We start from the raw sequence: 25,242 nt of genomic DNA on the forward strand, positions 1-25,242 counted from the left end.
GGGAGCTGCAGCCAGCGTTGGGGAGAGTTCCCCCCCCCCTCCGCGTAATTCGTAATTGGATAAAGAATTATCAATCAGGTAAAATTGTACATAAATTCCTCTTGACACGGCTCTCAGAAACAAGCAGCATCTGCCAACAATCCCATTCATAATTCTGCGTTGCTCTTCTTATATTCCGCTTCATTTTACAAACAGGATCTTTACGGAAACCCATGGACGAAAAGTTAAAACAAATCCGGGATGCACTGGACCGGATCGACAAAAATATTATTGAATCGCTGGCCAAGCGGCAGGAAGTGATTCAGCAGGTTTCTTCGCTCAAAATTGAGGAGCAGGGAGCAATACGGGATCACGAGCGGGAAGAACAGCTGTTGCAGCGCATTACTAACCTGGCGCGGGAGCACGGCCTGGATCGGTACTTTGCCGAACAGCTTTATCGCGATATCCTGGATCACTCCGTTCGCTTTCAAACGCATTCGCTTGTAGACCACCAGAATAAAAAGGGAAAGCAGGAAAGTGTATCCGTGGCATACCAGGGTACCGAGGGGGCATTCAGCCACCAGGCGGCGTTCCGGCATTTTGAGGAGCGTTATTCCGAAGTTAAAAGTTATGGATATGATACCTTCAAGCAGGCCGCGGATTCGGTGATGAAGGGAGAGCACAATTATGCGATTCTCCCGATCGAGAATACCACCGCGGGGTCTATTAATGAAACCTACGATATCCTGGGAGAGGATAATCTGCATATCGTGGGTGAAGAGGTAATCCGGATTATCCATTGCCTGCTGGCACTGGAATCGATCCCTGTAGATCGTATCCGCCGCATTATGTCACACCCGCAGGCGATCGCCCAGTGCAGTAACTTCCTGGCCGGACTTCACCGCTGCAAAGTGGAATCGTATATCGATACGGCGATGGCTGCTAAAAAAGTGGTTGAGGACGGGGATCTTTCCCAGGCGGCGATCGCCGGGGCGCACGCCGCCGACCTTTACGGACTCCAGATCCTGGAGCGGGATATCGCCAATCAAAAAGAGAATTTTACGCGATTTGTGATCGTGGCTCCCGAACCGATACATTGCGATCCCCAGATTCCGTGCAAAACCTCCATGTTACTGGTTACCGGGCACCAGCAGGGAGACCTGGTGGGCTGCCTCAATATTTTGGCCGATCGCGGCATCAACATGGTGAAGCTGGAATCCCGTCCCAAGCCCAATGAGCCCTGGAAATACCAGTTCTACCTGGATATCGAAGGCAATATGGATCATCCCGATGTGGATGCCGCTCTTGATGAGCTACGGGATAAATCCAGTTCATTAAAAATACTTGGCTGCTACCCGACCCAGATGGGATGGCACTCGGATGAACAGGATTAGCAGGTGCACTTTCTGGGTCGGTGTTTGGTAAAAATATGCAGGGTAAACGGAGAAAGTTATGAAAGAGACTTTTGCAGAACCTGCTGTTGTGTTGAGAGGGGGTTGTACCATCGACTCTATTTATTGACCTTTAAACGGGAGTACAACTCCCTCTGAACGAGGAGTTGAGGATTTTGCAAAACCCTCGAAGAAACCGAAACTGTTTGGGACAGGGATAAAGTTAGGATTCGTCTCGTACGGTCACCTCTCCATCCTTCCACTCGAGCCGGGCAGCCCGGTCAGATTCAAATTCTGCAGCCTGTTTGATCCACCGGTCCTCTTGCCAGATTCGGGCATAGCCTTGCTCCAGCGGCAGGTTCGGATTCTTGTTTTCCATGCGGTAAACAAGATCGGTAAGCTGTTCTCTTTTCTTCATAAAGAGCATCTCCCGGCGGTGACTGAGGCGTGCGAGGAGACTATGTATATGCTCGCGATTGGTAACGACTTTTTGCTTGATAGCCAGCAGGGCATGTGACTTTACAAGTTGACGAACGCGCTCCTTCTGATCTTCAATGCGACCTGTAACCGATTCCCTTAGCGTGGTACTGAGATCGTCCACGAGCATCCGGTACTCGTTGATATCCGGGGTGGCGACGATGGCGGCCTGGGTCGGCGTGGCAGCCCGGGCGTCAGCCACGAAGTCGGAAATGCTGAAATCGACCTCGTGTCCCACCGCGCTGACTGTCGGTATCGTGCAGTTGAACAGAGCCCGGGCCACCGCTTCCTCGTTGAACGGCCAGAGGTCCTCTAGCGAACCACCCCCGCGCCCGACGATCAGAAGGTCCACATTTTGACGGCTGGAAAACCAGTTGATGGCTTTGACGAGCTCCGGCGCGGCGTTTACGCCCTGTACGCTGGCATGGTGAAGCAGAACCCGGGCCACCGGCCAGCGCCGTTCCAGGGTGTCGCGGATATCGTGAAAGGCAGCCCCGGTTTCGGAAGTGATGACGCCGATCCGCTGCGGAAATTTGGGAAGCGGCTTCTTGTGTTTCTCATCAAACAGGCCCTCTTCCTTTAACCGGGCTTTTAGTTTTTCGAACGCCTCCTGCAGGGCACCTAACCCCGCCTGTTTTACCGATCGCACGATAAGCTGGTACTTGCCGTGAGGAGGATACACCTGGATATCCCCGCCGGCAATGATCTGCTGGCCGTCGATGACCGGCTCCCCCCCGATGCGCCGGGCAACTCCCCGCCAGATGACGCACGAAAGCTGGGCATCCTCATCTTTCAGGGTAAAATAGGTGTGACCGTTGGCGCTGGTACTGGCGTTGCTGATCTCCCCTTCCACCTTGATATCCATAAAATTGCCCTCAAGCAGGGTTTTAATATCTTCGGTAAGCTCGGAAACCGAGAGTACAGACGGAGTAAAAAGATCGGATTGCGACATAGCGTGATTTCAAGAGACCAGCTCCCAGTAGTGGAGGAACATGAACTGTCAGATACTGAGTGCTGTACAGGTTAAAATTTAAATCGGGATATTTTTAAAATGATAATGATGCGACCAGAGGGTAGAATCCCATCCTGCAAGGCCGTTATTGAATTCACCTTAAAACACGTATATTTGCCAACAAAAATAAAGGAAAGTTTGCATGAGTGATACGCCCGATATTCTGTTTCAAAATGTTGTTCCGGTCAGCCGGCGCCACCGCGACCGCGAATCCCTGGATCTGCGTATCCGGGATGGCAAGATTGTTGAGATAGGGAAAAAACTGAATTCCAGTGAAAGTGAAGAAGTCCGAAATTTTGATGGCGCCTGCATTTCGCCTGGCTGGATAGACATGCACGTGCACTTTCGCGAACCGGGGTTTGAGCACAAGGAAACCATAGAAACCGGCTCCGCGGCAGCAGCTTTTGGCGGGTTTACGGAAGTAGCCTGCATGCCAAATACAAATCCCCCCATTCATACCCGCGATGTAGTGGAGTTTATTAAGAAAAAATCGGAGAACCTGCCGGTTGAAGTCCATCCGATAGGGTGTGTATCGAAAGAGCGGGAAGGAGATTCTATTGCTGAAATGGCGGACATGCAGGCGGGTGGCGCCGTGGCGTTCAGCGACGACGGCGATCCGGTTTCCAATGCACAGCTGATGCGTGTGGCGCTGGAATATTCCTCCATGCTGGGCATGCCGATCATCAATCACGAGGAGGATCTTAAACTGTCCCGGCCGGGACATATGCACGAGGGCAAAGTTTCTACCCGGCTTGGACTCGACGGGACACCCGGCATCGCCGAAGAAGTAATGATAGCCCGGGACCTGCTGCTGGCGGAGTTTACCGGCGGACATATTCATATTGCACATATCAGCACGGCCAAAGGGGTTGAACTGGTACGGCGGGCAAAGGCGGACGGCGTAAATGTAACGGCCGAGGTGTGTCCCCACCATTTTGACCTTACAGATGAGGAAATTGAAAAACGTGATTTCGATACCAACTGCAAGATGCATCCTCCGCTGCGCACCGCCAAAGATGTGGAAGCGATGATTGAAGGGCTGGCCGACGGCACCATCGATGCGATCTGTACCGACCATGCCCCCCACGCTATAGAAGAGAAAGAGGTGGAGTTTATCTATGCCCCGAACGGCATTATCGGTTTGGAAACCGCCTGGGGCGTATGCGTGCGCCGCCTGCTCAAGCCGGGCAAGCTTGAGCTGGATCAGCTACTGCGGAAACTGGTGGTCAATCCCCGCAAAATACTGAACCTGGATATTCCCAAAATTGAGGAAGGCGCGACTGCCAACCTGACAATCTTTAATACCGACCAGGAGTGGAAATTCGAGGAGCGGCATGTAAAATCGAAATCCGGGAATTCACCCTACCTGGGCAGCAAAATGACTGGACGTGCCGAAGCGATCTATAACAAAGGCCGTTTTGTTTTGAATACCCTTTAGCCCGGACCTCACCAAGAAATTTGTTTTTCAGCAAGGCGAAGGGCAAATGGCCGTGCAGGCGTACGTTGGTACGTTGAGCAGGTGATTTGTCCTTCAACGCAGCTGAAAGGCCCATTTCACAGCCTGTTACAGACTGTAATGATAATTTGGCAGTAAAAATGGGATAAGTTATGGTCATCCATGAGTTTACATGATTTCACCCAAAATAATCGTGAGAAATCCGGGTTAGAAAAGGCATCGGAGACGTGCCGGGATCCTGGGGCGGGCTCAACAACCGTTGGGCAACGCTCTCCCTAAATGCTACCCGCTGGCTAAACGGTCAGGAGCTTCAGCTGGAATGGATCTGCGACAACTGCGTTAGCTATTTTTTAGATATAAATGAAAGTATTGGATACGCTTGGAATTTGATGTGATCTTCCATGATTGGTACTGAATACCGCTTGTCATATGAATTTTCTGTACGCCGGAAAAATAAACCGGTCTGTTTGCAGGTAAACGGGGCTCCGTTGGCCAGGCATCTTGCTGTATTGGGATTGCTCCTGTTTTTCTTTTTTTTAAACGGGTTTTCGCAGGATCGGCATATCAACGGGGCGGAGGGCATCCCGGATGCCCGGTTTGGTGAAATTCCGGATTCCCTGTTTGCCCTGGAGGCGTATCAGCAGGACCCTTCGGCGCCCTACTTTTATGCCTACAAGGACGTGAATATTACGTTCGAAGAGGATGAAAAATCCATTGTAGCCACACTCGACTATCACATTCGGATCAAAGTGTTTGACGCCCGGGCCACGCAGGCGTCCATTATTGCGATTCCATACTATTTCAAAGATGGAGTAGAAGCCGTTGAACAGATTGAAGGCTACACCCACACGCCGGATGGAGACCAGTTGCCCCTGCAGGAGGAGCAAATCCGCACTATCAATCTCAATACCCGGTATAATGTGAAGGAGTTCACGATGCCGGGGGTGACCGACGGTTCGGTCATTGAATATACCTATAAAAAGAAGAGACGTTATATAGAGGAGTTGCCGGACTTCTACCTTGCTCACCAGGTGCCAACTGCATTTGCCAAGGCGACCATTCAGAATCCCGAATATTTGCGCTACGAAGTGGTTCCCGTCGACTTTGACGGGGAGATTCACCATGTAAGACAGCGTATTGACACCAGTTCCGTGCCCAAAGTGTTTTCACTGCCGCGCCCAAATCCGCTGGTACTGGATCACTGGATCGCCCGCGACGTTCCGGGAGTTGAACAAGAGGCGTTTATCTCCTCCATCGATGACTACCGGGGAAAACTCAAATTCCAGTTGAAGGAGTTCGGTATTCCGAGACAGCGCCTGGAGAACAGCTGGGAAATTGTCGTAGCGCAGCTGCGGCGAAACCAAAATCCCTGGTCGGTAATAGAAAAGGACGAACAGGCCCGTAAGGCGGGCAAACAGATTGCGGATGAGTTTGAAACACCGGTACTGGCACAGGACAGTATCTTCCGGTACCTGAACAGTATGGCCCGGTTTAGCGATAGCAGGGGGGCGTTCAGCGAGATGCGGAGCGACAGCGTGCTGGGCGGAGCACTGGTGAGCCAACCGGCCATAAATCAAACATTGACAGCTATGCTGCGGGGAGCAGGGATTGATGCGTGGCCGCTGCTTATCTCTACCCGGCAGTATGGCCGGATCAACCGATCATTTCCCTCCTATTACCAGTTCAACGGAATGCTTGCCTATTCCGAAATTGACGGAGAAGGCTATTTTATGGATGCGAGTTATTCCCACAGCCATCCAAACCTGCTGCCGGTGGAAACCTATAATGAAACCGGCCTGCTCCTGAAGAAGGAATCGTATGATTGGATTGAACTCAGGCCGGAATTCAGCATATTTTCCATTAATACAAACCTGGATGCTGAACTCGATCCGCAGGGCAATCTCAGGGGTACGATTACGACGAAACATGTGGGGTATCCCGCACGACTGATTCGTGAAAAGGCGGCAGGGGGGGCAGGGTATGATCAGATTTTGCGGGAGGCGATGTTCGAGGGATATCCCGATGTAGCGCTGGAAGACGTACGGATACAAAATTTGCAACAGTACAAGGATACGGTTAAGATAATTGCGAATGTTGCAATCAGGGGATACGCTACCAGCTACACGGATGGCCTAGACTACCGGCCACTGGTTGTGGGTTCGCTGATGAGCAATCCCTTCGGTGATGAAGAGCGGGATCTGCCCGTCACGCTTGATGCCCCGGAGAGGCTGGATCTCTCCTTTCGAATCAAGCTTCCGGACGGGTATACCCTGGGAGAAGGAACCCAGAACCGCTCGATACAGCTGTCAGGGGCCGAACTGATGGAGTCATACCAGTCGCTGGGGCAGTGGGTCCGCTACGGGTATGAGATTGATATAGCGCGCAAGCAGTTTGAGCCGGAGCTATATCCCCAGTTGCTGGACCTGTATGAGCGATGGGTGAAACTGAGCAATATGACTTGGCAGATTAAACGGAATTGAAAGTTGCGTATTTCGTATTCCGTAATGCGTATTACTTTTGCCTGTATCCACCTACCAGCGCAGGCATCTGCTCGTGATAGTCTATACCATATGGGACACGATCGGGGCCCTCGCGCCGGTTCAAGAAGAGGCTCTTTCAAATACGCAGTACGCAATACGAAATATATTGCTCTGACATTTATCTTGGAATCAGCCAATCACTAATAACCAATAACTAATCACAAATAACTAAAATGCTTCTGGCGTTTGAAACTGCTACCAACGTATGCTCCGTGGCCTTCAAAGACGATGGCGGTCAAATCCATGAGAAACGGATTGAGAAACGCGGTGCTCATTCAGAACAACTGTTCCTGTTTCTGGAGGAGCTGATGAAGGAGCAGGGATTTGCCGTTTCGGACCTGAAAGCGGTACTGGTAAGCGAGGGACCGGGTTCCTACACGGGGCTGAGGATCAGCGCCAGTGCGGTAAAGGGGCTGCTGTTTGGTACCGAAATTCCGCTGTATGCCATCAACACGCTGGCCGGGTTTGCGCAGTCGGTGTTTGATCAGGGAATAAAATCCGAAACCATTCATTCAGTCATTGATGCACGGCGGGTACACCTGTACCACCAGGCTTTTGCTGTTGAAGAAGATGGCTTGCAGGCAGAGACCGAGGTAGAAATTAAGCCGATTGAGCAGGTACAGGAGATGATAAAACCGGGTGATACCGTCGTAGGAACAGGGACTAAGCGCATTGATGAAGAGGTCTTGAAAAATGCTTCCGTTTTCGGTCCTGAACAGATTACCGCTCGGGCGCTCATTACACTTTACAATAATTCCGGCCAGGGCTCTCCTTTCATTACCCGAGCCGATCCCGAGAGCTACGATCCCAAATACTACACTTCTCGGCAGGCAAAAAAATAGGCTTGCGCCAGTAGTTTTTTATGCTCGGGAGTAAAGCCAAGAAAAGAGGTCAAAAGCCAGCTAAAATAAACCGTTTCAGCTTCGGTGCAGAATCGTTATTTTGGGCTTTCATTTGAACTAAAATAATGATGCATGGCTTGGTTTAAACGAAAAGACAAAAACATCCAGACCGAACAGCGCAAGGAGATGCCGGAAGGTGTCTGGGTAAAAGTACCGACCACCGGCGAAACGGTTCACCGGCGCGAGCTGGAGGAGAACCTGTGGGTCGATCCCATGAGCGGGTATCATTTCCGGGTAGGCAGCGAAGAGTATTTTTCGTTCCTGTTTGATGACGGGGAGTTTGAAGAAATCGGGCAGGAGATACAGCCTGCCGATCCCCTGGAGTTCGAAGATCGAAAAAAGTACAGCGATCGCTTGAAAGAATACCAGGATAAGACGGGTCATTCCGATGCTCTCCGTGTAGGAATAGGCCGGATGAATGAGCTGGAGGTGGTGATCGCCTGCATGGATTTTGACTTTATTGGCGGCAGCATGGGGTCGGTTGTGGGAGAACGTATAGCACGGGCGATTGATCATGCCCGCGAAAATGAAATACCGCTGATCATTATTTCACAATCAGGCGGTGCCCGCATGATGGAAAGCGTACTCAGTCTGATGCAGATGGCCAAAACCTCTGCCAAGCTTGCACAACTGGAAGAGGCGGGCGTTCCCTATATATCCGTCATGACCAATCCCACTACCGGGGGGGTTACGGCCAGTTTTGCCATGCTGGGGGATTTCAATATCGCCGAGCCCGGGGCGCTTATCGGGTTCGCAGGCCCGCGCGTTATTCGTCAAACCATTGGTCGCGATCTGCCCGAGGGGTTTCAGACTTCAGAATATCTGCTTGAACACGGATTTCTGGATTTTATCGTTAAACGTACACAGATGAAATCGAAGCTCACCAAACTGTTAAAAATCGTCACACACAAATTCGAAGAATAAAACGTTGTCAACCTGCAGGGAGGTATGCAGGGACAGCTGGTTTCCAGGAGTACGGCTCCGCTGCAATGCCATCTCCCGTTGGCAGCAACGGTCACCGGTAGTGTGACAATAAGTTCTTTACTCAAATTAGTTAAATTTATGAAGAATATTTTACTGCTTTCTGTACTTTTTTCCTGGGCATTTGTCAGCGGACCGGCAGTTGCTCAGCAAACGAAGCAACTGGAATTTGATCATATCTTTGACGGAACCTTTGAGCCGGAATCTGTTCGCAATGTAAACTGGATGCGGGACGGACAGTTTTACACTACGCTTGTGCGGACGGAGAGAGACCTGGAGCTCCGGAAATACGATATTACCTCCGGAGAATACGAGGTTATCGTAACAAGTTCAGAACTCGAAAACGACGGGCGGAATCACCCGATTATCATCCAGGATTACCAGTTTTCCGCTGACGAATCCAAGCTCATGATTAAGACGGACGTTGAGCAGATCTGGCGGCGCAGTACAAAAGAGAACTATTTTGTATATGACCTGCAGACCGGCGAACTCCAGAAGTTGACCCGTTCGGAAAAAAAACAGCAGTATGCTCAGCTTTCGCCGGAAGGGGACAAAGCCGCGTTTGTCATTGATAACAACCTGTATTGGGTGAATTTGAATACCGGCGAAGAAACCCCGATTACAACCGACGGGGAGAAGGGTAAAATAATAAACGGGGCTGCCGACTGGGTTTACGAAGAGGAATTCGGATTTGCCAAAGCATGGTTTTGGTCGCCCGACGGGTCAAAAATCGCCTTCTATCGTTTTGATGAAACAGACGTCAAGGAGTTTTTTATGACCGACTGGGGCCCGCTGTATCCCAAGCTTACTGAATTTAAATATCCCAAGGCGGGTGAGCAAAATTCTGTTGTCAAAATAGGAGTATACGATCTCGCATCCGCCCGCACCACCTGGATGGATATCGACAGCGATCGTGATCAGTACATTCCCCGGGTAAACTGGACACAGAGTTCTGAGACACTGGCTATACGCCGCATGAACCGGATGCAGAATCGCCAGGAGCTCATACTTGCAGATGCGGAAACCGGTGAAACGGAAATTATCAAGACTGAACGAAGTGAAACCTGGATTGATGTCAATGATGATCTGACCTTCCTGGAAAACGGCAAACAGTTTATCTACGCAAGTGAAGAGTCGGGCTACAACCATCTGTACCTGTACAGTATGGAGGGAGAGTTGATACGCCAGATAACACAAGGAGACTGGGAGGTCACTAATTTTTTGGGTTTTAACGAGGAGAACCGGCAACTTTATTATATAAGCACGGAAGAGTCGCCGCTGGAACGGCATTTTTACAGCATCAGCATTACGGGGGAGAACAAAAGGAAGCTGAGTGACGGAGATAACTGGAATTCGGTGAATATGAGCCGCGATTATAAATATTATATCGAGACCTCATCAGGTCCCGCGGACCCGCCCCGCTACACCCTGCACAGGGGGGATGGCAGGCAGGTAAGAGTGCTGCAGGACAACGCCCCCCTCTACAGCCAGTGGGAGGAATACAACATGCCCCGGAAAGAGTTTTTCGGGATTTCTCTCCCGCAGGCTGAACTTAATGCCTACATGCTGAAACCGCACGATTTTGATCCCTCCAGGAAATATCCGGTGCTGGTATATGTGTACGGGGGACCGGGCAGCCAGACAGTGGACAAAGAGTTTGGAACAGGGCAGCGTCCCATGTGGCATCGCTACCTGACTACGAAGGGATATATCATCCTCAGTATCGACAACCGGGGTACCGGTGGCCGGGGGCGCGACTTTGAGAAACAGGTGTATAAAAAACTGGGGCAGTATGAAGTCACAGATCAGATTGATGCCATCGAGTATGTTATCGACCGGTATGAATATGTGGATCCCGACCGCATTGGTATTTGGGGATGGAGTTACGGCGGCTACATGTCGACCCTGTTGATGGCCGAAGGCAGCGATCTATACAAGGCCGGTATCGCCGTGGCCCCGGTTACGCACTGGCGTTTTTATGATACGATCTACACCGAGCGGTTTATGCAGACCCCCGATATGAACCCCGATGGATATCAGGAGGGTTCACCCATCTACAAGGTCGATAATATCAAAGGTGAATACCTGCTCGTTCACGGCACCGGCGATGACAACGTCCATTTCCAAAACAGTATTGAGCTGGTAAATCAACTTGTCGAGGCGGGAGTACAGTTTGAATCGATGTTCTACCCGGATCGAAACCACGGGATTTACGGAGGCAATACCCGGCGCCATCTCTACCGGATGATGACCGATTTCATCCTCGAAGAGTTGTAGAAACTCAAATCCCGGACAGGGAACATCGAACATTTAATCTACTTGTTCATAATATTTCAATCGATATTGCCATGCGCTTTGCCGATTACGCCAAAATTTATTTAACAGCGGGAAGTGGAGGGGATGGTTCTGTTCACTTCCGGCGGGAAAAGTATGTACCTCGCGGAGGACCGGATGGCGGCGACGGCGGCGACGGCGGCGACATCATCCTGCAGGGAAATGAACAGCTCAACACATTGCTCGACCTGCGCTACCGAAAATTTGTGAAGGCCGGTCATGGCGAAAATGGAAAATCCAGCAAGAAGCGGGGCAAAGACGGGGAGGATGAGCTCCTGGAAGTTCCGCTCGGCAGCGTGATTTATGACGCCGATACCCGTGAACGACTGGGCGAAATAACGGAACACGAGCAGCAGATGGTAGTGGCCCGCGGAGGCAAGGGGGGGCGGGGGAACTGGCATTTTCGCAGTTCGACCAACCAGACGCCCAACAAGGCGGAGGATGGAAGACCGGGCGAAGAGCGAACGATTGAAATTGAGCTTAAACTGCTTGCTGACGTGGGCTTGGTGGGATTTCCCAACGCCGGTAAAAGCACCTTGCTCTCAGCCATGTCAGGGGCAAAGCCGAAGATCGATTCCTATCCCTTTACTACGCTTGAACCAAACCTGGGAGTTATCACGCTGGCTGACTACCGTACGTTTGTCATGGCCGATATTCCCGGGATCATCGAAGAGGCACACGACGGGCGCGGGCTGGGAATCCAGTTTTTGCGTCATATTGAGCGTAACAGCCTGCTCCTTTTTATGGTCAGCTGCCAGCAGGATGTGGAATATGAATATAACGCGTTGCTTAACGAACTGGAGGCCTACCGTTCGGATCTGCTGGATAAACCCCGCATTCTGGCAATCACGAAGATGGATCTGAAGGAAAATTATGAGCTGGAAGAGGAGATAGACCTCGATATTCCCACGGTTGAAATTTCGGCTGCAACAGGGTACCATATGGAAGAACTTAAAGAACTCATCTGGGAGCAACTGAAATCTACCATTGGAGACAACGAATCAACATCTTAGAGAGCTTGTCGCATTAAATCTGATACCGAACCTGGGTGCCCAGCGCATTCGGGCGCTGCTGAAGGCGGTGGACCAACCGCAGGATGTATTCCGGCTCAGCCGTACCCAGCTTACGTCCGTTTATGGTATCGGGGAGGCTACAGCCAACCAGATCCTGGCCTTTGATGACTGGAAAGAAGCCGACCGAATCATAGAGAAGACGCAGCACGCCGACTTTTCTTTACTTACCATCGCCGACGAAGCCTACCCCAAGCTCCTGAAACAGATCTACGATCCCCCCATCCTGCTCTGGGTTCGGGGAGATGCAGCAGTTCTCGACACTGATGCGATCGCAATAGTGGGCACCCGCAGCGCCTCGGACTACGGGAAGGATATCGCCAGGGACCTGGCCGGCGAGCTCGTTGCCGCCGGACTCACGGTGGTAAGCGGCTTGGCATATGGAATTGATGCGGCTTCTCACCGTGGTACACTGGTGGCCGGGGGCCGAACTATTGCTGTACTGGGTTCCGGGATTGACAATATCTATCCCTCCAAAAATATTCGGCTTGCTTTTGAGATGGCCGAACAGGGCGGGGCGGTTATTACCGAGTTCCCCCCCGGTACCGAGCCGGATGCGGGAAATTTCCCGGTTCGCAACCGCATCGTCAGCGGGTTGACACTGGGGACGGTGGTGGTCGAGTCCGGATTGAAAGGCGGAAGTATGATCACCGCCTCTTCGGCCCTGGACCAAAACCGGGAGGTCTTTGTGGTACCCCACTCTCTTCGCTCCAAAACGGGGATCGGCTGCAACCATCTAATAAAAACCGGGCAGGGCAAGCTGATTCAAACGGTGGATGATATTTTATACGAGATCGATATCCACCGGAAAAATCCGGTACAAAATGATCATGAGCCCGCCGAGCGAAGATGGAAGCGTAAAGAGCTGGATTCGTTGTCGGTTTCCATATGTGAACTGCTGGAGGAATCCCCAAAACATGTCGATGAGCTGGCGGAGCGGCTCGGCAGGTCCACCCACCAACTGCTGCCAAAATTGCTTGAGCTGGAGATACAGGAGTGCGTACGCCAAACCGCGGGTAAAAATTTTGAGTTGCGGTAAACTATTGATAAAATTGCCGGACTTTCAGGAACCCTCACGAGGCCGAGAAGCCCGTGCCAGGCTGAACAGTGAACGGCTATTCAATTCGTCTTTTAAATTAGGAGATAGAAAAGGTATTTTGGGAGCCCAATGTTTAGAGTACAAAACACTATATTATCGGAAGATATCGCTACGGCAAAGTTCGCCTGCAACATAAGCAGATGCAGGGGAGCGTGTTGCGTAGTGGGGGATGCGGGCGCCCCGGTTGACAAAAAAGAGATACCCGTGCTAAAAAAAGCGTATCGACGGTTGAAAGACCGGCTCCGACCGGAGGCAGTGCAGGCGGTGGAGGAGCAGGGACTTGTGCAGGGGGATAAGAAGCACGGTTATGAACTCAGCTGCGTGGATGACGGCGAGTGCATTTTTGTGACCTTTGATCCGCATGGCAATGCGAAATGTGCCATACAGGAAGCCTATTACAAGGATGAGTTTTCCTGGGAAAAACCGCTGAGCTGTCATCTGTTCCCGATTCGTCTGAAACGTTTAGTTGACCTGGATTATGCGAATTTTACCTATTTCCCCAGTCTCTGCAGCGCCGGGTGCGACCGTGGAAAGAAGGAGGGCATATGGCTGTCCGACTTCCTGGAAAAGCCGCTGATCCGACGGTACGGGGAAGAGTGGTACAGCGAGTTCCTTGAAGCATGCAACAAGATCAGAGTTAATAATGAAACGGTTGACGTATGATTAAAACCGGCCAGAGCCAACAGTTAAGTCAAAAACAGTCGCAGCAACAGCGGCTATCTCCGCAGCAGATCCAGTACATCAAGCTCCTGCAACTGCCCACTATTGCCCTGGAGCAGCGCATCAAGGAGGAGATGGAGATGAATCCGGTGCTTGAGGAAGCCGAACCGGAGGAGCTGCAGACCGATGAGCGGCTGGATTCGCCCGAAGACTGGGAAGAGCAAAAAGAGAAAAGCGATGAGCTTGATCCGGTGGACCAAAATGAGGAGGTCGACTGGGAAGAATTTATGCACAATACGGAGTACGAAGGGGAGAACTACGGCGGGTATTCCGGGTCCGGGGCCAATGAGGAGTGGCGCGACCTGCCTAACCCCTACCACGAGTCGCTGCTGGAAGAGCTGGAACAGCAGGTAGGCCTGCTCAATTTGAATGAAAATGAAAAACTGATTGCCGACCAGATCCTCGGCTCTCTCGACCATGACGGCTATTTCCGCCGGGAATTGGAAGCGGTGGTCGATAATATAGCCTTCAACGAGGGGGTGCTGGTTTCAGAAGAGGAGATCGAAAAAGTGCGAAAACAGATCCAGCGGCTTGATCCGCCGGGCATCGCCTCAACCGATCTGCGGGATTGTCTGCTGGTGCAGCTGGAGATGATGGAGGATGAATCGAGCGGCAGAAAAATCGCGATCAAGATGCTCGAAAATCACTGGAAATTGTTTGAAAAAAAACATTTCAGCAAGCTGAAAAAGAAACTCAATATCGGGGATGAACAGCTGAAAGAGGCTTTCGACTGTATCAAGGGGCTCGATCCCAAACCGGGCGGGGGAGGTACGGAAGTAGAGGATACCCAGAATTATATCGAACCGGATTTTGAGGTTCGCTACCAGCCGATGACGGATGAAGAGGGAAAAGAGACCGGGGAGGGAGATTTTATTATCAAGCTGAACGACCGGAATGTACCGGCCCTTCGGATATCTCCCCGCTACAAAAAAATGTGGGATGACCTCAAAAAAAAGAACAAGAAGGAAGCAAATGAAAGCGTAAAAGAGACAAAAAACTTCATAAAAGACAAGATCGATTCGGCCCAATGGTTTATCGATTCTATCCGCCAGCGCCAGAATACGCTTATGAATACGATGAAGACGATCGTAGCCCTGCAGGAGGAGTTTTTTAAGCACGGGGAGGGGCTGAAACCGATGATTTTGAAAGATATCGCTGAACGGGTAAACCTGGATATTTCGACGATATCGCGGGTGGTGAACGGAAAGTATGTACAAACCAATTTTGGGGTGTTTGAGTTAAAATATTTTTTCAGTGAAGGACTTGAGACGGAAAGCGGGGAAGAGGTTTCGAATCGCGAAGTAAAAAATGCCCTTCAGCAGATCATTGACAATGAGAATAAACAGAAACCACTGAGCGATCAGGCTATCGCCGACAAGCTGAAAAAAGAGGGATACAAAGTGGCCCGGCGGACGGTGAGTAAATACCGGGAACAGCTGAATATTCCTGTTGCCCGCCTTCGCAAGCAGATTATGTGATTACGTAATGGCGATCGCCAGGTCCATGATATTTAGCAGATAGCTGTTGGTGAAGATCGCAGACAGCGCTATTGCCAGTAGCAACGTATACAGCCCGATGGTGCCCATCGCGTAGAGCCCCCTGTAACTATTGACGTTCTGCCCGGCATCGTACGCCGTAACCGGGAAATCGAGCAGCAGCACCACGGTAAAGAGAATAAAAAAGATGGAAAGCAGGTAAGCGTTGGCGCCTGCCATCAGCATAGTAACAATGATCGTGGTTATAACGAGGTTCAGGTGAAAAGGCCAGGAATACAAAATGGAGATCTGGCTCAAATAATTGATGCTGCGGTTGGCAAAATAGAGCCACAGTATGGATACGGTCTGAAACAGGAACGCAGTGATCAGTCCAAGCACAAAAAAGGAGAAGTATTCGTTGCCAAACAGCGAAAGTGTGGGAAAATAGTGGTAGAAAACCTCTAGCCCGGCTCTGGAAAAAAAGGTGCTTGCCGCACAATAAAGGAAAATTCCACTCAGTATCGAGTGCTGGATAAGAAGCAAAAGGCTGGGAACAACAGACCGTATATGGCGCTTGATAACATCCTCAATGAAGAACCTGTGACTGTGAAAAAAACGGAATAGCGAGCGCCGGTACGTCGGCATAAAACTGTAGTTCAGGGCAACCGTACCCCATACCAGTACCAGTATCAGGACGATAATGCTGTGGGAATGGCCGGAGGGCATACGTTCCCGGGGCAGGGGAAATACCGCATCCTGGAAGGTGGCGTGTTCGACCAGTATTTGCTGAACCGGTTGATGAACCTCAACAAAATTCAATAGCCAGCCGGAGTCAAAAAAAAGGATCGCATCGGGGGTGTCCCGTGTAGTCTGGAAAAACCATTTCAGGGGAGCCATTTTTGATGCCAGTGAGGGAGAGGGATGATACAGGTATGCGCCAGAGGCCGGAAGGCGGTAGTCAGGGGATGAGGACGAGGTAAAACCGGCATCCACATTCACCCTGGTCAGGGTAAAGTCAAACAACGTGCTTGTGGGGTGGCCGACGGCGTTCCACTCTTTGTAGTAAAGGGGCACTGAAAGCGTGGAGGAAAGCTCGGCCGTAAAAGGTTTAACGGCTTCGGAAAATGATGGGTCGTGTGTCTGTCCATAAGCAAAGGCCCCGATCGCTTCCACCTGTTTCCCCTGGTAGTGCGTAAGGAAGCGCTGGTAAATCTGCGCGAGGGCGGAATCTGTTCGCGCAAACGTTTCAACCACCGGATACTGGACCGGGACCTGGATAAAAACGCTGAAATTACGCTGCTGGATCTCTTTCCACAGTGCGTCGGAGACCAGTTCGTCCAGCTCCAGATAGGTTATTTTCAGGTCCTTAAAGTCGTCAAGCTGGTTCAGGGCTTCGCCGGTGTCTTCCGGCACATCCCAGACTACGCCAAACGTGCGCTGTGCAGTGACGGGGCGGGGCAATACAAGTAGAAACGCCAAAAGCGTGAGTGCAACCGGAATTCTGCTCATAAGTGAAATGCAGAAACGCGAAAATGAAAGTTTACTTGATTTCTATGGTACCGGTCAGCTCTATGGGCAGTTCACGTGTTTCTTTGAAGTTGGTCAACACAACGTTGGAACGTGTTTTATGGACGCCGCTCCACGACTGTATTTTGGATAACAGCTTTTCAAAAGATTCGGTGTTCCAGGTTCGTATTTTCAGGATGTGGGAACCATCACCAGTGATGGAGTAGCACTCCAGGATTTCAGGTTCTTCAATAGCTTTTTCGACAAACTTTGGATAATTGTCGGAGCCATCCACCTCAACAAACACAAACGCGGTAATATCAAATTCAAAACGGCGTGAATTGAGCACGGCATGATACCCCTCGATAAGTTCGCGTTCTTCCAGTTTCCTCATCCGTTCGGAAACAGAGGGAACCGAAAGATGCACGATCTCCGACAGCTTGTTCCGCTGCGCTCTTGCATCTTTTTGAAGGTGCTTCAGAATCTTGATATCAATTTCGTCTAAGGTATGCGCCATTTTATAAATCCGACCCTTATTTATCTATGAACTATTTAATTTAACTTAAATTATTTAGGTAGGCAACCCAATATATGATGGTAGAATTTAAAATATATTTGTTGAAATGCCAACCTGTTGCAAACTAAAAATTGGTTCATTACTTGGCAAAACTCTTTTATCTTTGACGAGAAGAAAATTTAAATTCAAATGTTAATTGTATGCTTGACATAGCGTTTATTCGAGAACATGCCGATGTGGTTAAGGAAGGAATGAAAAACAAGGGGGAAGAAGCGGTGGAGGTGGTCGATGAGCTTCTTGAAGCCGATAAGAACTGGCGCTCGCTGGTCAAAAGCGTGGATGACCTCCGAAACGAAAGTAATACAAAGGCGAAGGAGATTGGCCAGCTGATGGGTTCGGGCCGGAAAGAGGAAGCCCGGGAGATTATTGAGTACACCAGCAAACTAAAGGAGAAGATCAAGCGAAAGGAGGAGGATCTGAATCGGCTCAGGGATAAATGCGATGAGCTGCTGTTGCAGATCCCAAACGTCCCTCATAAATCAGTGCCCGTGGGAGCGACGGAAGAGGACAATGAAATTTACAAAACCTGGGGAGATCCGGCAGAGGAGGCATGGCGAAGTCCCCACTGGGAGCTCGCGGAAGATTCCGGGTGGGTCGATTTTGAACGCGGAGCCAAGGTAACGGGCGCAGGCTTCCCGTTTTATATCGGGCCGATTGCCCGCCTGCAGCGTGCGCTGATCAACTATTTTTTGGATAAAGCTGCCGAACAGGGATTTATCGAAATTCAGCCGCCTTTCTTCGTAAATGAGGATTCCGCCCGCGGTACCGGACAGATTCCCGATAAAGAGGATATGATGTACGAGATACCCCGCGACGAATTTTTTCTGATTCCGACTGCCGAGGTACCGGTTACCAATTTTCACCGGGATGAGATAATACCGAAAGACAAGCTCCCGATATACTATGTAGCGTACACCCCGTGCTGGAGACGCGAGGCCGGCTCTTATGGAAAGGATGTGCGGGGATTGAACCGGCTGCATCAATTTGACAAGGTAGAGCTGGTAAAAATTGTACAGCCCGAAAATTCCTATGACGAGCTGGAGACCCTCCGGGAGTATGCGGAATCCCTGCTTGAAGAGCTTGACCTGCCCTATCGAACCCTGCTGATGTGCACCGGCGATATGGGCTTTACGCAATCCAAAAAGTATGATCTTGAAGTCTGGAGTCCGGGTCAGCAGCGCTGGCTGGAGGTAAGCTCCTGTTCCAACTTTGTGGATTACCAGGCCCGCCGCATGCAGCTTCGGTTTCGCAACGAGCAGGGGAATACCCAGATCCTGCATACGCTCAACGGCTCGGGACTGGCGTTGCCGCGGGTCGTTTCAGCCATTTTGGAAACTTATCAAGATCAGGACGGGAATATCAGAGTACCCGAAGTGCTTCAGCCCCATATGGGTGCGAAAATGATATAGAGCAGGATTACAGGGGTGGCAACTCATGTCAATTGCAATAATACGGGAACTGTCATGAAACTGCGACTTTTGATACTTGCTTTGCCGCTGATGGCGCTTCAGGCCTGTGCCCCAGTTTATATTCCCAGTGCCCGGCACACCCATCAACTGGATCATAAAGGAGAATTAAGTGGTGCGGCTTTTGTGGGTACCAACGGCATCGATCTGCAGGGAGCGTATGCGGTTTCAGACCGTTTTGGTATTGCAGGAGCCGCGTCTTTCGGCGATAATGAGGAAGAGGGAAACGAAGATTACCACGAGCATTCCTACGGGGAGATTGCCGTGGAATATTTTCGCGTGATCGGAAATATCGGTCGATTTGAACTGCTGGGAGGAGCCGGACTGGGATCCGCAACCTCGGTCGACAATTATGCTTTTGCCGGTACAGATCGGGCGGTTCAGGCTACAGGCAGATATAACAAGCTGTTCCTGCAGTCCAATATCGGGCTGGAGACCGCCTGGGTTGAAACAGGGCTGGCGCTGAGGTTGGGACAGGTCAGGTTTACCGAGTTTGAAACATCTGCCACCACCTACGAAGAGGCGGAGGCCGGCACTTTTTTCGAACCTGCCCTTTATGCCCGGCTGGGCTGGAAAAATATCAAGATAGAGGGACAGTTGGGAACCGCCGATCTACTGCAGGAGGAGGTGGCGTTTGACTATCGCCCGGCGCTGGTTTCGCTGGGCATACATCTTAACTTGTCCACCCTGAAGTAACGGATCGGGAAACATCCCGCAAATTGCCGGTGGATCATCTGTTTCAGGAAGCAGCTGCGTACAGTTCCTGTTCCTTGAAGTTGAGTAGCAGTTCCAGGATCGGCTGCATCTCCTTTTCTTCCATAATCGCTCCCCGAAGTTTACGGCTGTTGCGGACCCCTTTTAAGTACTGCCCGTAATGCTTTTTCATGATGATAACGCCGTATCGTTCTCCGTGGTGTTCTACGGAACGCCGCAACTGTTCAGCCGCCAGTTCGATGCGCTCCTCCACCGGGGGCGGAGGCAGCCGTTCGCCGGTTTCAAGGTAATGGCGGGTCTGTTCAAAAATCCAGGGGCTGCCGATGGCCCCGCGCCCGATCATCACGCCGTCGACCCCGGTTTCGTCAAACATCCGCTTGGCATCCTCCGGGGATGTTACATCGCCGTTGCCAATAATTGGAATCTCGAGTCCCGGCGTATCCTTCAGCTTTTTCAACCAGTTCCAGCGTGCTTCTCCCTTGTATTTCTGGTTCCGCGTGCGGGCATGAACCGTCAGCGCCTTGACGCCCAGCTTCTGCAGCATCAGGGCCACCTCCCGGATACGGATTGTTCGGTCGTCCCAGCCAAGGCGCGTTTTTACAGTCACCGGCTTGTCTTGCACCGCATCTACTACGCTGCCCGCCATCCGTTCCATCAGCGCCAGGTCTTTAAGGCAGCCGGCCCCGGCTCCTTTTTTGGCAATTTTGTACACCGGGCATCCGAAGTTGATATCGACCAGGTCGGGGTTGTTCGCTTCGGCTTTTTGGGCTGCGCCTTCCATCGCTTCCTCGCGGCTGCCGAAAATCTGAATTCCGAAGGGACGTTCCTCTTCTCTGAAATCCATTTTTTGCTTCGCCCCATTTACATCGCGAACGATAGCTTCAGAACTGATAAATTCCGTATAGACAATGCTGGCCCCTCTTCGCCGGCACATCAGCCGAAAGGGGGAGTCCGTTACATCTTCCATGGGGGCCAACAGCAGTGGTTTTTCGCCCAAATCTATGGGACCGATTTTCATATTCTATGCTTTTCAAGGGTTAAAAATGCAAGGTGAAAATATAGGAAAATTTAGTCTCAAGGTCGATGGGAATTATCCCCGGGACGCCGGATTTGTCCCTTGCTGGATGAAGTGGCTTCCAGGCTGCACTCTACTGTTGTCAGCACGCTTTACGCGGATGCCGCGAGCGGTCGATTCCCATGGCAGGAGAACGGAATTCCCGGAAACCTTTTTAGTCATTTCTAGACAGATCACTTATATTGGGCTCCTAGTAATTCATAAACCATTATACCAATTAAATTAGGAGTTATTACTATGGCACTTGCTGCTAAAAGCATTGAAGAGATGCTTGGAAATGAGGCGGATGACCTGTTAAATCATTCTTGCGAGACCATTTCAAAAGAAAATTTACACCTGCCCGGCCCGGATTTTGTAGACCAGGTCTGGATCGATTCGGATCGGAATCCTCGCGTATTGCGGAACCTGCAGACCCTGTTTGACAACGGGCGCCTCGGGGGAACCGGTTACCTCTCAATTTTGCCCGTGGACCAGGGGGTTGAGCATTCCGGGGGCGCGTCTTTTGCTCCGAATCCGGCCTACTTTGATCCTGAAAATATCGTAAAGCTTGCAATTGAAGGCGGCTGCAATGCCGTGGCCTCAACATACGGAGTGCTTGGTGCCGTGGCTCGCAAGTATGCCCACAAAATTCCGTTCGTGGTCAAGATCAACCACAACGAGCTGATGACCTACCCGAATACCTATGACCAGATTATGTTTGGCAGCATTGATGAAGCGTTTAACATGGGGGCTGTTGCAGTGGGTGCCACGATCTATTTTGGTTCAGAAGAGTCCAGCCGCCAGATACAGGAAGTTGCCAAAGCGTTTGAGTATGCGCATGAGCTCGGCCTGGCCACCATTCTCTGGTGCTACACCCGAAACTCCGCCTTCAATGTAGACGGCACCGACTACCACGCCTCGGCCGATCTTACCGGTCAGGCCAACCATCTCGGGGTCACGATCCAGGCGGATATCATCAAGCAGAAACAGCCGGTGAACAACGGCGGGTACAAGGCACTTAATATCGGGGATTCCTCCTATGGCAAGCTTGATGAAAGCATTTATACCGAACTGGCTTCCGATCATCCCATCGACCTTACCCGTTACCAGGTAGCCAACTGCTATATGGGCCGGGCAGGGCTGATCAACTCGGGTGGTGGTTCCGGTGAAAACGATTTTGCCCAGGCCGTGCGCACGGCAGTAATCAACAAGCGTGCCGGCGGAATGGGATTAATCAGCGGGCGCAAGGCATTCCAGCGGCCGATGGATGAAGGAGTCAAGATCCTGAACTTTATCCAGGATGTATATCTTGACGACAACATCACTGTGGCCTGATCAGCTTGATCCGTTTAAAGCCTTATGGAGATCGCTTTCCATAAGGCTTTTTTATTAAGAGAGCTTTGAAAACCGGGAACTTTGTCCAAAGTCAACTCCTGAGTAAAATCGAAATCGCGGTTTTCAGTCCATGGATTGAGGTTTTTAATTCGCGGAAATACTGAAATGGGCAGAACAACGGCTTCAAAAACTTCTTTTGGTAATGTACTGTACGCCTTGACACAGCCAGTTAGACTTATTCAATGTAGCGCGCTACCTTTGGTTACCAAATGCGGTTCGTACCGGTATTACAAATGATTAACTTTTGAGTGATAACACAGAACATATACAAGAGGATCCAAAGAGCTTCTTCTCCAAGCGATATTTATTCATCTCCATTGGGTTAAGTATTCTTGGGATGGGGGTCGTGATTTACCTGACATACACCCCGGGTGTGTTGGAACATCTGAGGCCGAAGCGTATGCCGGGACTGGTCATCGCCGTGATTGTTTCCCTGCTGAGGGTCTGGTTTTCAGCTGCCAAAATCCGGTTTTTGGCGGAAGACCAGCTAAACTGGATGCAGTCATTCCGGGTGATCCTGAGCTGGGATTTTACCTCTTCCGTCACTCCCTCAACGATTGGGGGCGCTCCGGTGGCTACCTATGCCATGACCAAAGAAGGGCTGAAAGCCGGCCAGTCCACGGCCATTATTTTGTACGGCGTGCTGCTGGATCAGCTGTGGTTCGCGATGGCGATTCCCATATTGCTTATCGCAGGCCTCTATTACGAAGTGGTCCCGGAAAATATCGGGATGGTGGGCGACATTTCGATGCTGCTGCTCTACGCGGGGCTGCTTACTTATGCAGGACTGCTCGCCTACGGGGTGTTAAAAAATCCCACTGCACTCAAAAAGGTGGTAAATGCGGTTTTTCGTCTCCCCTTCCTGCGGAAATGGAAAGAAAAGGTGAAGGAAGAGGCGGAACACCTGGAGGAGTATTCCCACGAGCTGCGAAAGAAGCCGGCTTCTTTTCTGCTGAAAGCTTTTTTTCTCTCCACCATGTCGTGGCTGTGCCGCATCGCACTGCCAACGATTGTGATACTGAGTCTGCTTCCCGCAGACGAAATATTATCGCTATTGCGAAGCCTGGCGATGAATCTCGCTTTTCTTATCATGCCCACCCCGGGCGGTAGTGGTGGTGTGGAGGGGCTTTTCGCAATTTTTCAGGGCCCGTTGATTGATCGAAAAGCATTCATCGGGCTGGCCGTTTTTGCATGGAGAATTATCAGCTACTACATAAGTATAGGACTCGGGATGATGGCAACCACGTGGTATATAAACCAGTCTGTGGTACAGAAAATGGAGGATAAAACCGAGCCCAGAAGCGACTCGGATGTAATCGGAGAGATAAAATAAACAGCACCAAAGTTGCCGAAAAACAGAATTGAATACGTTTGCAGTGAATGCGGGCACACATCAACAAAATGGCTGGGGAACTGCCCCTCCTGCGGTAGTTGGCATACGTTTAAAGAGTTTACCGTAGAGCGGGAAAAAAAGTCCGACAAATCTCACAAGGGCAAGGTCGAGGGACTTGAAGATGCCGGAGCTCCCAAATCACTTGACGATATTGAGCTCAATGAGGAAGCCCGTTTTGCCAGCAATATTGCTGAGCTGGACCGGGTTCTCGGCGGCGGTTTTGTCCCGGGCTCTTTTGTCTTGATTGGGGGAGATCCCGGCATCGGGAAAAGTACACTGGCACTGCAGATAAGCAAATCGAATCCCGGCCTCAAGATCCTGTACTGCGCGGGGGAGGAATCTGCCGGGCAAATCAAGCAGCGGGCCCGACGCCTCGGGGTCGACTCTGAAAACCTGTTCATTTACAACGAAACGGATGTGAGCAACATCCTGAAAGAGGCCCGAAAGATGGAGCCGGACCTGCTGATTGTGGATTCCATACAAACCGTTTATCGCACCGAGTTGACCAGCATGGCGGGCAGCATCCAGCAGGTGAAAGAGTGCGCCGCCCTGTTCCAGCAGCTGGCCAAAAAGCAGGAGATCACCACCCTGTTGATCGGGCATGTAACCAAGGAGGGTACGCTGGCAGGTCCGCGCGTACTGGAGCATATGGTGGATACGGTACTCCAGTTCGAGGGGGATCAAAACTATACGTACCGGTTACTTCGCAGTATAAAAAACCGGTTTGGTCCGGCCCAGGAGGTCGGGGTTTTTGAGATGAATGAAAACGGGCTTACCGATATCCTGAATCCCTCCCAGCTTTTCCTGTCTGACTATAACAACAAGGTAAGCGGCAATGCCGTAGTCTGTACTATCGAGGGCTCCAGGCCTCTTCTTATTGAAGTACAGGCACTGGTCACGCCCAGCAACTACGGGACTCCGCAACGTACGGCAAGCGGTTTCGACCATCGGCGTCTTTCGTTATTGCTGGCAGTCCTCGAAAAGCGGGGAGGCTACCAGTTTTCGGGCCAGGATGTTTATCTTAATGTGGCCGGCGGAATTAAGTTGAGCGACACCGCCGGCGACCTGGGGGTGATTTGTGCACTGGTTTCCAGTTTTTTGGACAAACCGATTTCCAGTGAGTTGGTGTTCCTGGGAGAGGTGGGACTTGGGTCAGAAATTCGGGCGGTACCCAAGCTGGAGCAACGCCTGGGAGAGATCGAGAAAATGGGTTTTGAAGGGGCAGTTATCCCGCGCGCCAACAATATCAACAAGAAAAAAAAGAGTTCAATTGCACTGGAAGGCGTTCAATATTTTAGCGAAGCCATAAAAAAAGCCCTGTAGCAAGGCCACAGGGCTTAACGTTGGTAGTGTAGTACAGAAACGTCAGTAATTGTTACGTTCTCGTCGTTTCTGTTCACGAATGCTTCTTTTCAGCGCTTCACGACGTTCCTCGGAAGGTTTCGTATACTGTTGATTTTCTTTGTATTCATTCAGTATCCGGGAACGTGTTACCAGCTTCTTAAACCGGTTAATCGCGCGGTCAATGCTTTCGTTGTCTTTTACGTTTACTCCAACCATTTACTAATTCACCTGCCTTATAAAGTTTTCTTTCCAAATTAGACCTTAAATATAAGCATTATCTGCCAAAGTGTAATATCTATTTTCTTACAAAATGTGGTGGATGGCTCGGGAAAACAGTCGGAAAAACGACTACGACTG

At 50.9% G+C, this 25,242-nt stretch carries 20 protein-coding genes; 15 read left to right on the forward strand and 5 right to left on the reverse strand.

Annotated elements, in window-relative coordinates; translation table 11 throughout:
- Positions 1 to 212: 212 nt before the first annotated feature.
- Positions 213 to 1,373, forward strand: coding sequence for a prephenate dehydratase (pheA, locus tag ACG2F4_RS02135; protein WP_395257832.1), 1,161 nt, complete (start codon positions 213 to 215; stop codon positions 1,371 to 1,373).
- A gap of 220 nt (positions 1,374 to 1,593) precedes the next feature.
- On the opposite strand, the gene xseA is transcribed toward pheA, so the two are convergent.
- Positions 1,594 to 2,799, reverse strand: coding sequence for an exodeoxyribonuclease VII large subunit (gene xseA, locus ACG2F4_RS02140; protein WP_395257834.1), 1,206 nt, complete (start codon positions 2,797 to 2,799; stop codon positions 1,594 to 1,596).
- A gap of 202 nt (positions 2,800 to 3,001) precedes the next feature.
- Between xseA and ACG2F4_RS02145 the strand changes: the two genes are divergently transcribed.
- The 9 genes from ACG2F4_RS02145 (at position 3,002) to rpoN (ending at position 15,439) form a co-directional block, all read left to right on the forward strand.
- A complete protein-coding gene (locus tag ACG2F4_RS02145) occupies positions 3,002 to 4,297 on the forward strand; it encodes a dihydroorotase (RefSeq protein ID WP_395257836.1) in 1,296 nt (431 codons plus the stop codon).
- Between the two features lie 419 nt (positions 4,298 to 4,716).
- The gene (locus ACG2F4_RS02150) at positions 4,717 to 6,795 is read left to right on the forward strand and encodes a DUF3857 domain-containing protein (RefSeq protein ID WP_395257838.1); all 2,079 of its coding nucleotides are present in this window, start codon (positions 4,717 to 4,719) and stop codon (positions 6,793 to 6,795) included.
- Positions 6,796 to 7,028: 233 nt separating this feature from the next.
- On the forward strand, positions 7,029 to 7,697 hold the full coding sequence (gene tsaB, locus ACG2F4_RS02155) for a tRNA (adenosine(37)-N6)-threonylcarbamoyltransferase complex dimerization subunit type 1 TsaB (protein WP_395257840.1): 669 nt from the start codon (positions 7,029 to 7,031) through the stop codon (positions 7,695 to 7,697).
- Between the two features lie 132 nt (positions 7,698 to 7,829).
- Positions 7,830 to 8,681, forward strand: coding sequence for an acetyl-CoA carboxylase, carboxyltransferase subunit beta (accD, locus tag ACG2F4_RS02160; protein WP_395257841.1), 852 nt, complete (start codon positions 7,830 to 7,832; stop codon positions 8,679 to 8,681).
- A gap of 138 nt (positions 8,682 to 8,819) precedes the next feature.
- On the forward strand, positions 8,820 to 11,015 hold the full coding sequence (locus ACG2F4_RS02165) for a S9 family peptidase (protein WP_395257843.1): 2,196 nt from the start codon (positions 8,820 to 8,822) through the stop codon (positions 11,013 to 11,015).
- Between the two features lie 71 nt (positions 11,016 to 11,086).
- Positions 11,087 to 12,085 (forward strand): GTPase ObgE, encoded by a 999-nt coding sequence (gene obgE / locus ACG2F4_RS02170; protein WP_395257845.1) that lies wholly within the window; start codon positions 11,087 to 11,089, stop codon positions 12,083 to 12,085.
- Entirely contained in the window at positions 12,060 to 13,181 is a 1,122-nt protein-coding gene (gene dprA, locus ACG2F4_RS02175) for a DNA-processing protein DprA (protein ID WP_395257847.1), read from the forward strand. The genes obgE and dprA overlap by 26 nt, the downstream gene beginning before the upstream one ends.
- A 129-nt stretch (positions 13,182 to 13,310) precedes the next feature.
- Complete coding sequence (locus ACG2F4_RS02180) at positions 13,311 to 13,904, forward strand: DUF3109 family protein (RefSeq protein ID WP_395257849.1); 594 nt, start codon at positions 13,311 to 13,313, stop codon at positions 13,902 to 13,904.
- A complete protein-coding gene (gene rpoN / locus ACG2F4_RS02185; RefSeq protein WP_395257851.1) occupies positions 13,901 to 15,439 on the forward strand; it encodes an RNA polymerase factor sigma-54 in 1,539 nt (512 codons plus the stop codon). Before ACG2F4_RS02180 ends, rpoN begins: the two co-directional genes overlap by 4 nt.
- On the opposite strand, the gene ACG2F4_RS02190 is transcribed toward rpoN, so the two are convergent.
- Together ACG2F4_RS02190 and ACG2F4_RS02195 are read right to left on the reverse strand one after the other, a co-directional pair.
- Positions 15,440 to 16,945 carry a hypothetical protein gene (locus ACG2F4_RS02190; protein WP_395257853.1) on the reverse strand — a complete coding sequence of 502 codons (1,506 nt, stop codon included), beginning with the start codon at positions 16,943 to 16,945 and terminating at the stop codon, positions 15,440 to 15,442. It abuts the gene before it with no gap.
- Between the two features lie 31 nt (positions 16,946 to 16,976).
- Entirely contained in the window at positions 16,977 to 17,459 is a 483-nt protein-coding gene (locus ACG2F4_RS02195; RefSeq protein WP_395257855.1) for an Lrp/AsnC family transcriptional regulator, read from the reverse strand.
- Between the two features lie 200 nt (positions 17,460 to 17,659).
- Between ACG2F4_RS02195 and serS the strand changes: the two genes are divergently transcribed.
- Together serS and ACG2F4_RS02205 are read left to right on the forward strand one after the other, a co-directional pair.
- Entirely contained in the window at positions 17,660 to 18,928 is a 1,269-nt protein-coding gene (serS, locus tag ACG2F4_RS02200) for a serine--tRNA ligase (RefSeq protein ID WP_395257857.1), read from the forward strand.
- Positions 18,929 to 18,982: 54 nt separating this feature from the next.
- Positions 18,983 to 19,681 carry a hypothetical protein gene (locus tag ACG2F4_RS02205; protein ID WP_395257859.1) on the forward strand — a complete coding sequence of 233 codons (699 nt, stop codon included), beginning with the start codon at positions 18,983 to 18,985 and terminating at the stop codon, positions 19,679 to 19,681.
- Positions 19,682 to 19,724: 43 nt separating this feature from the next.
- Here ACG2F4_RS02205 and dusB read toward each other — a convergent pair whose 3' ends face one another.
- Positions 19,725 to 20,717 (reverse strand): tRNA dihydrouridine synthase DusB, encoded by a 993-nt coding sequence (gene dusB, locus ACG2F4_RS02210; RefSeq protein ID WP_395257861.1) that lies wholly within the window; start codon positions 20,715 to 20,717, stop codon positions 19,725 to 19,727.
- A gap of 294 nt (positions 20,718 to 21,011) precedes the next feature.
- On the opposite strand from dusB, the gene ACG2F4_RS02215 reads away from it, so the two are divergent.
- From ACG2F4_RS02215 to radA, 3 genes are all read left to right on the forward strand, one after another.
- The gene (locus tag ACG2F4_RS02215; protein ID WP_395257863.1) at positions 21,012 to 22,088 is read left to right on the forward strand and encodes a class I fructose-bisphosphate aldolase; all 1,077 of its coding nucleotides are present in this window, start codon (positions 21,012 to 21,014) and stop codon (positions 22,086 to 22,088) included.
- A gap of 304 nt (positions 22,089 to 22,392) precedes the next feature.
- On the forward strand, positions 22,393 to 23,481 hold the full coding sequence (locus tag ACG2F4_RS02220) for a YbhN family protein (RefSeq protein WP_395257865.1): 1,089 nt from the start codon (positions 22,393 to 22,395) through the stop codon (positions 23,479 to 23,481).
- Between the two features lie 12 nt (positions 23,482 to 23,493).
- Positions 23,494 to 24,864: a DNA repair protein RadA gene (gene radA / locus ACG2F4_RS02225; protein ID WP_395257868.1), complete on the forward strand. Its 1,371-nt coding sequence runs from the start codon at positions 23,494 to 23,496 to the stop codon at positions 24,862 to 24,864.
- Between the two features lie 42 nt (positions 24,865 to 24,906).
- On the opposite strand, the gene rpsU is transcribed toward radA, so the two are convergent.
- Complete coding sequence (gene rpsU, locus ACG2F4_RS02230) at positions 24,907 to 25,101, reverse strand: 30S ribosomal protein S21 (protein ID WP_310681356.1); 195 nt, start codon at positions 25,099 to 25,101, stop codon at positions 24,907 to 24,909.
- Positions 25,102 to 25,242 lie beyond the last annotated feature (141 nt).

Source organism: Halalkalibaculum sp. DA3122, from assembly GCF_043951865.1.
GTDB lineage: Bacteria > Bacteroidota > Rhodothermia > Balneolales > Balneolaceae > JAMQKA01.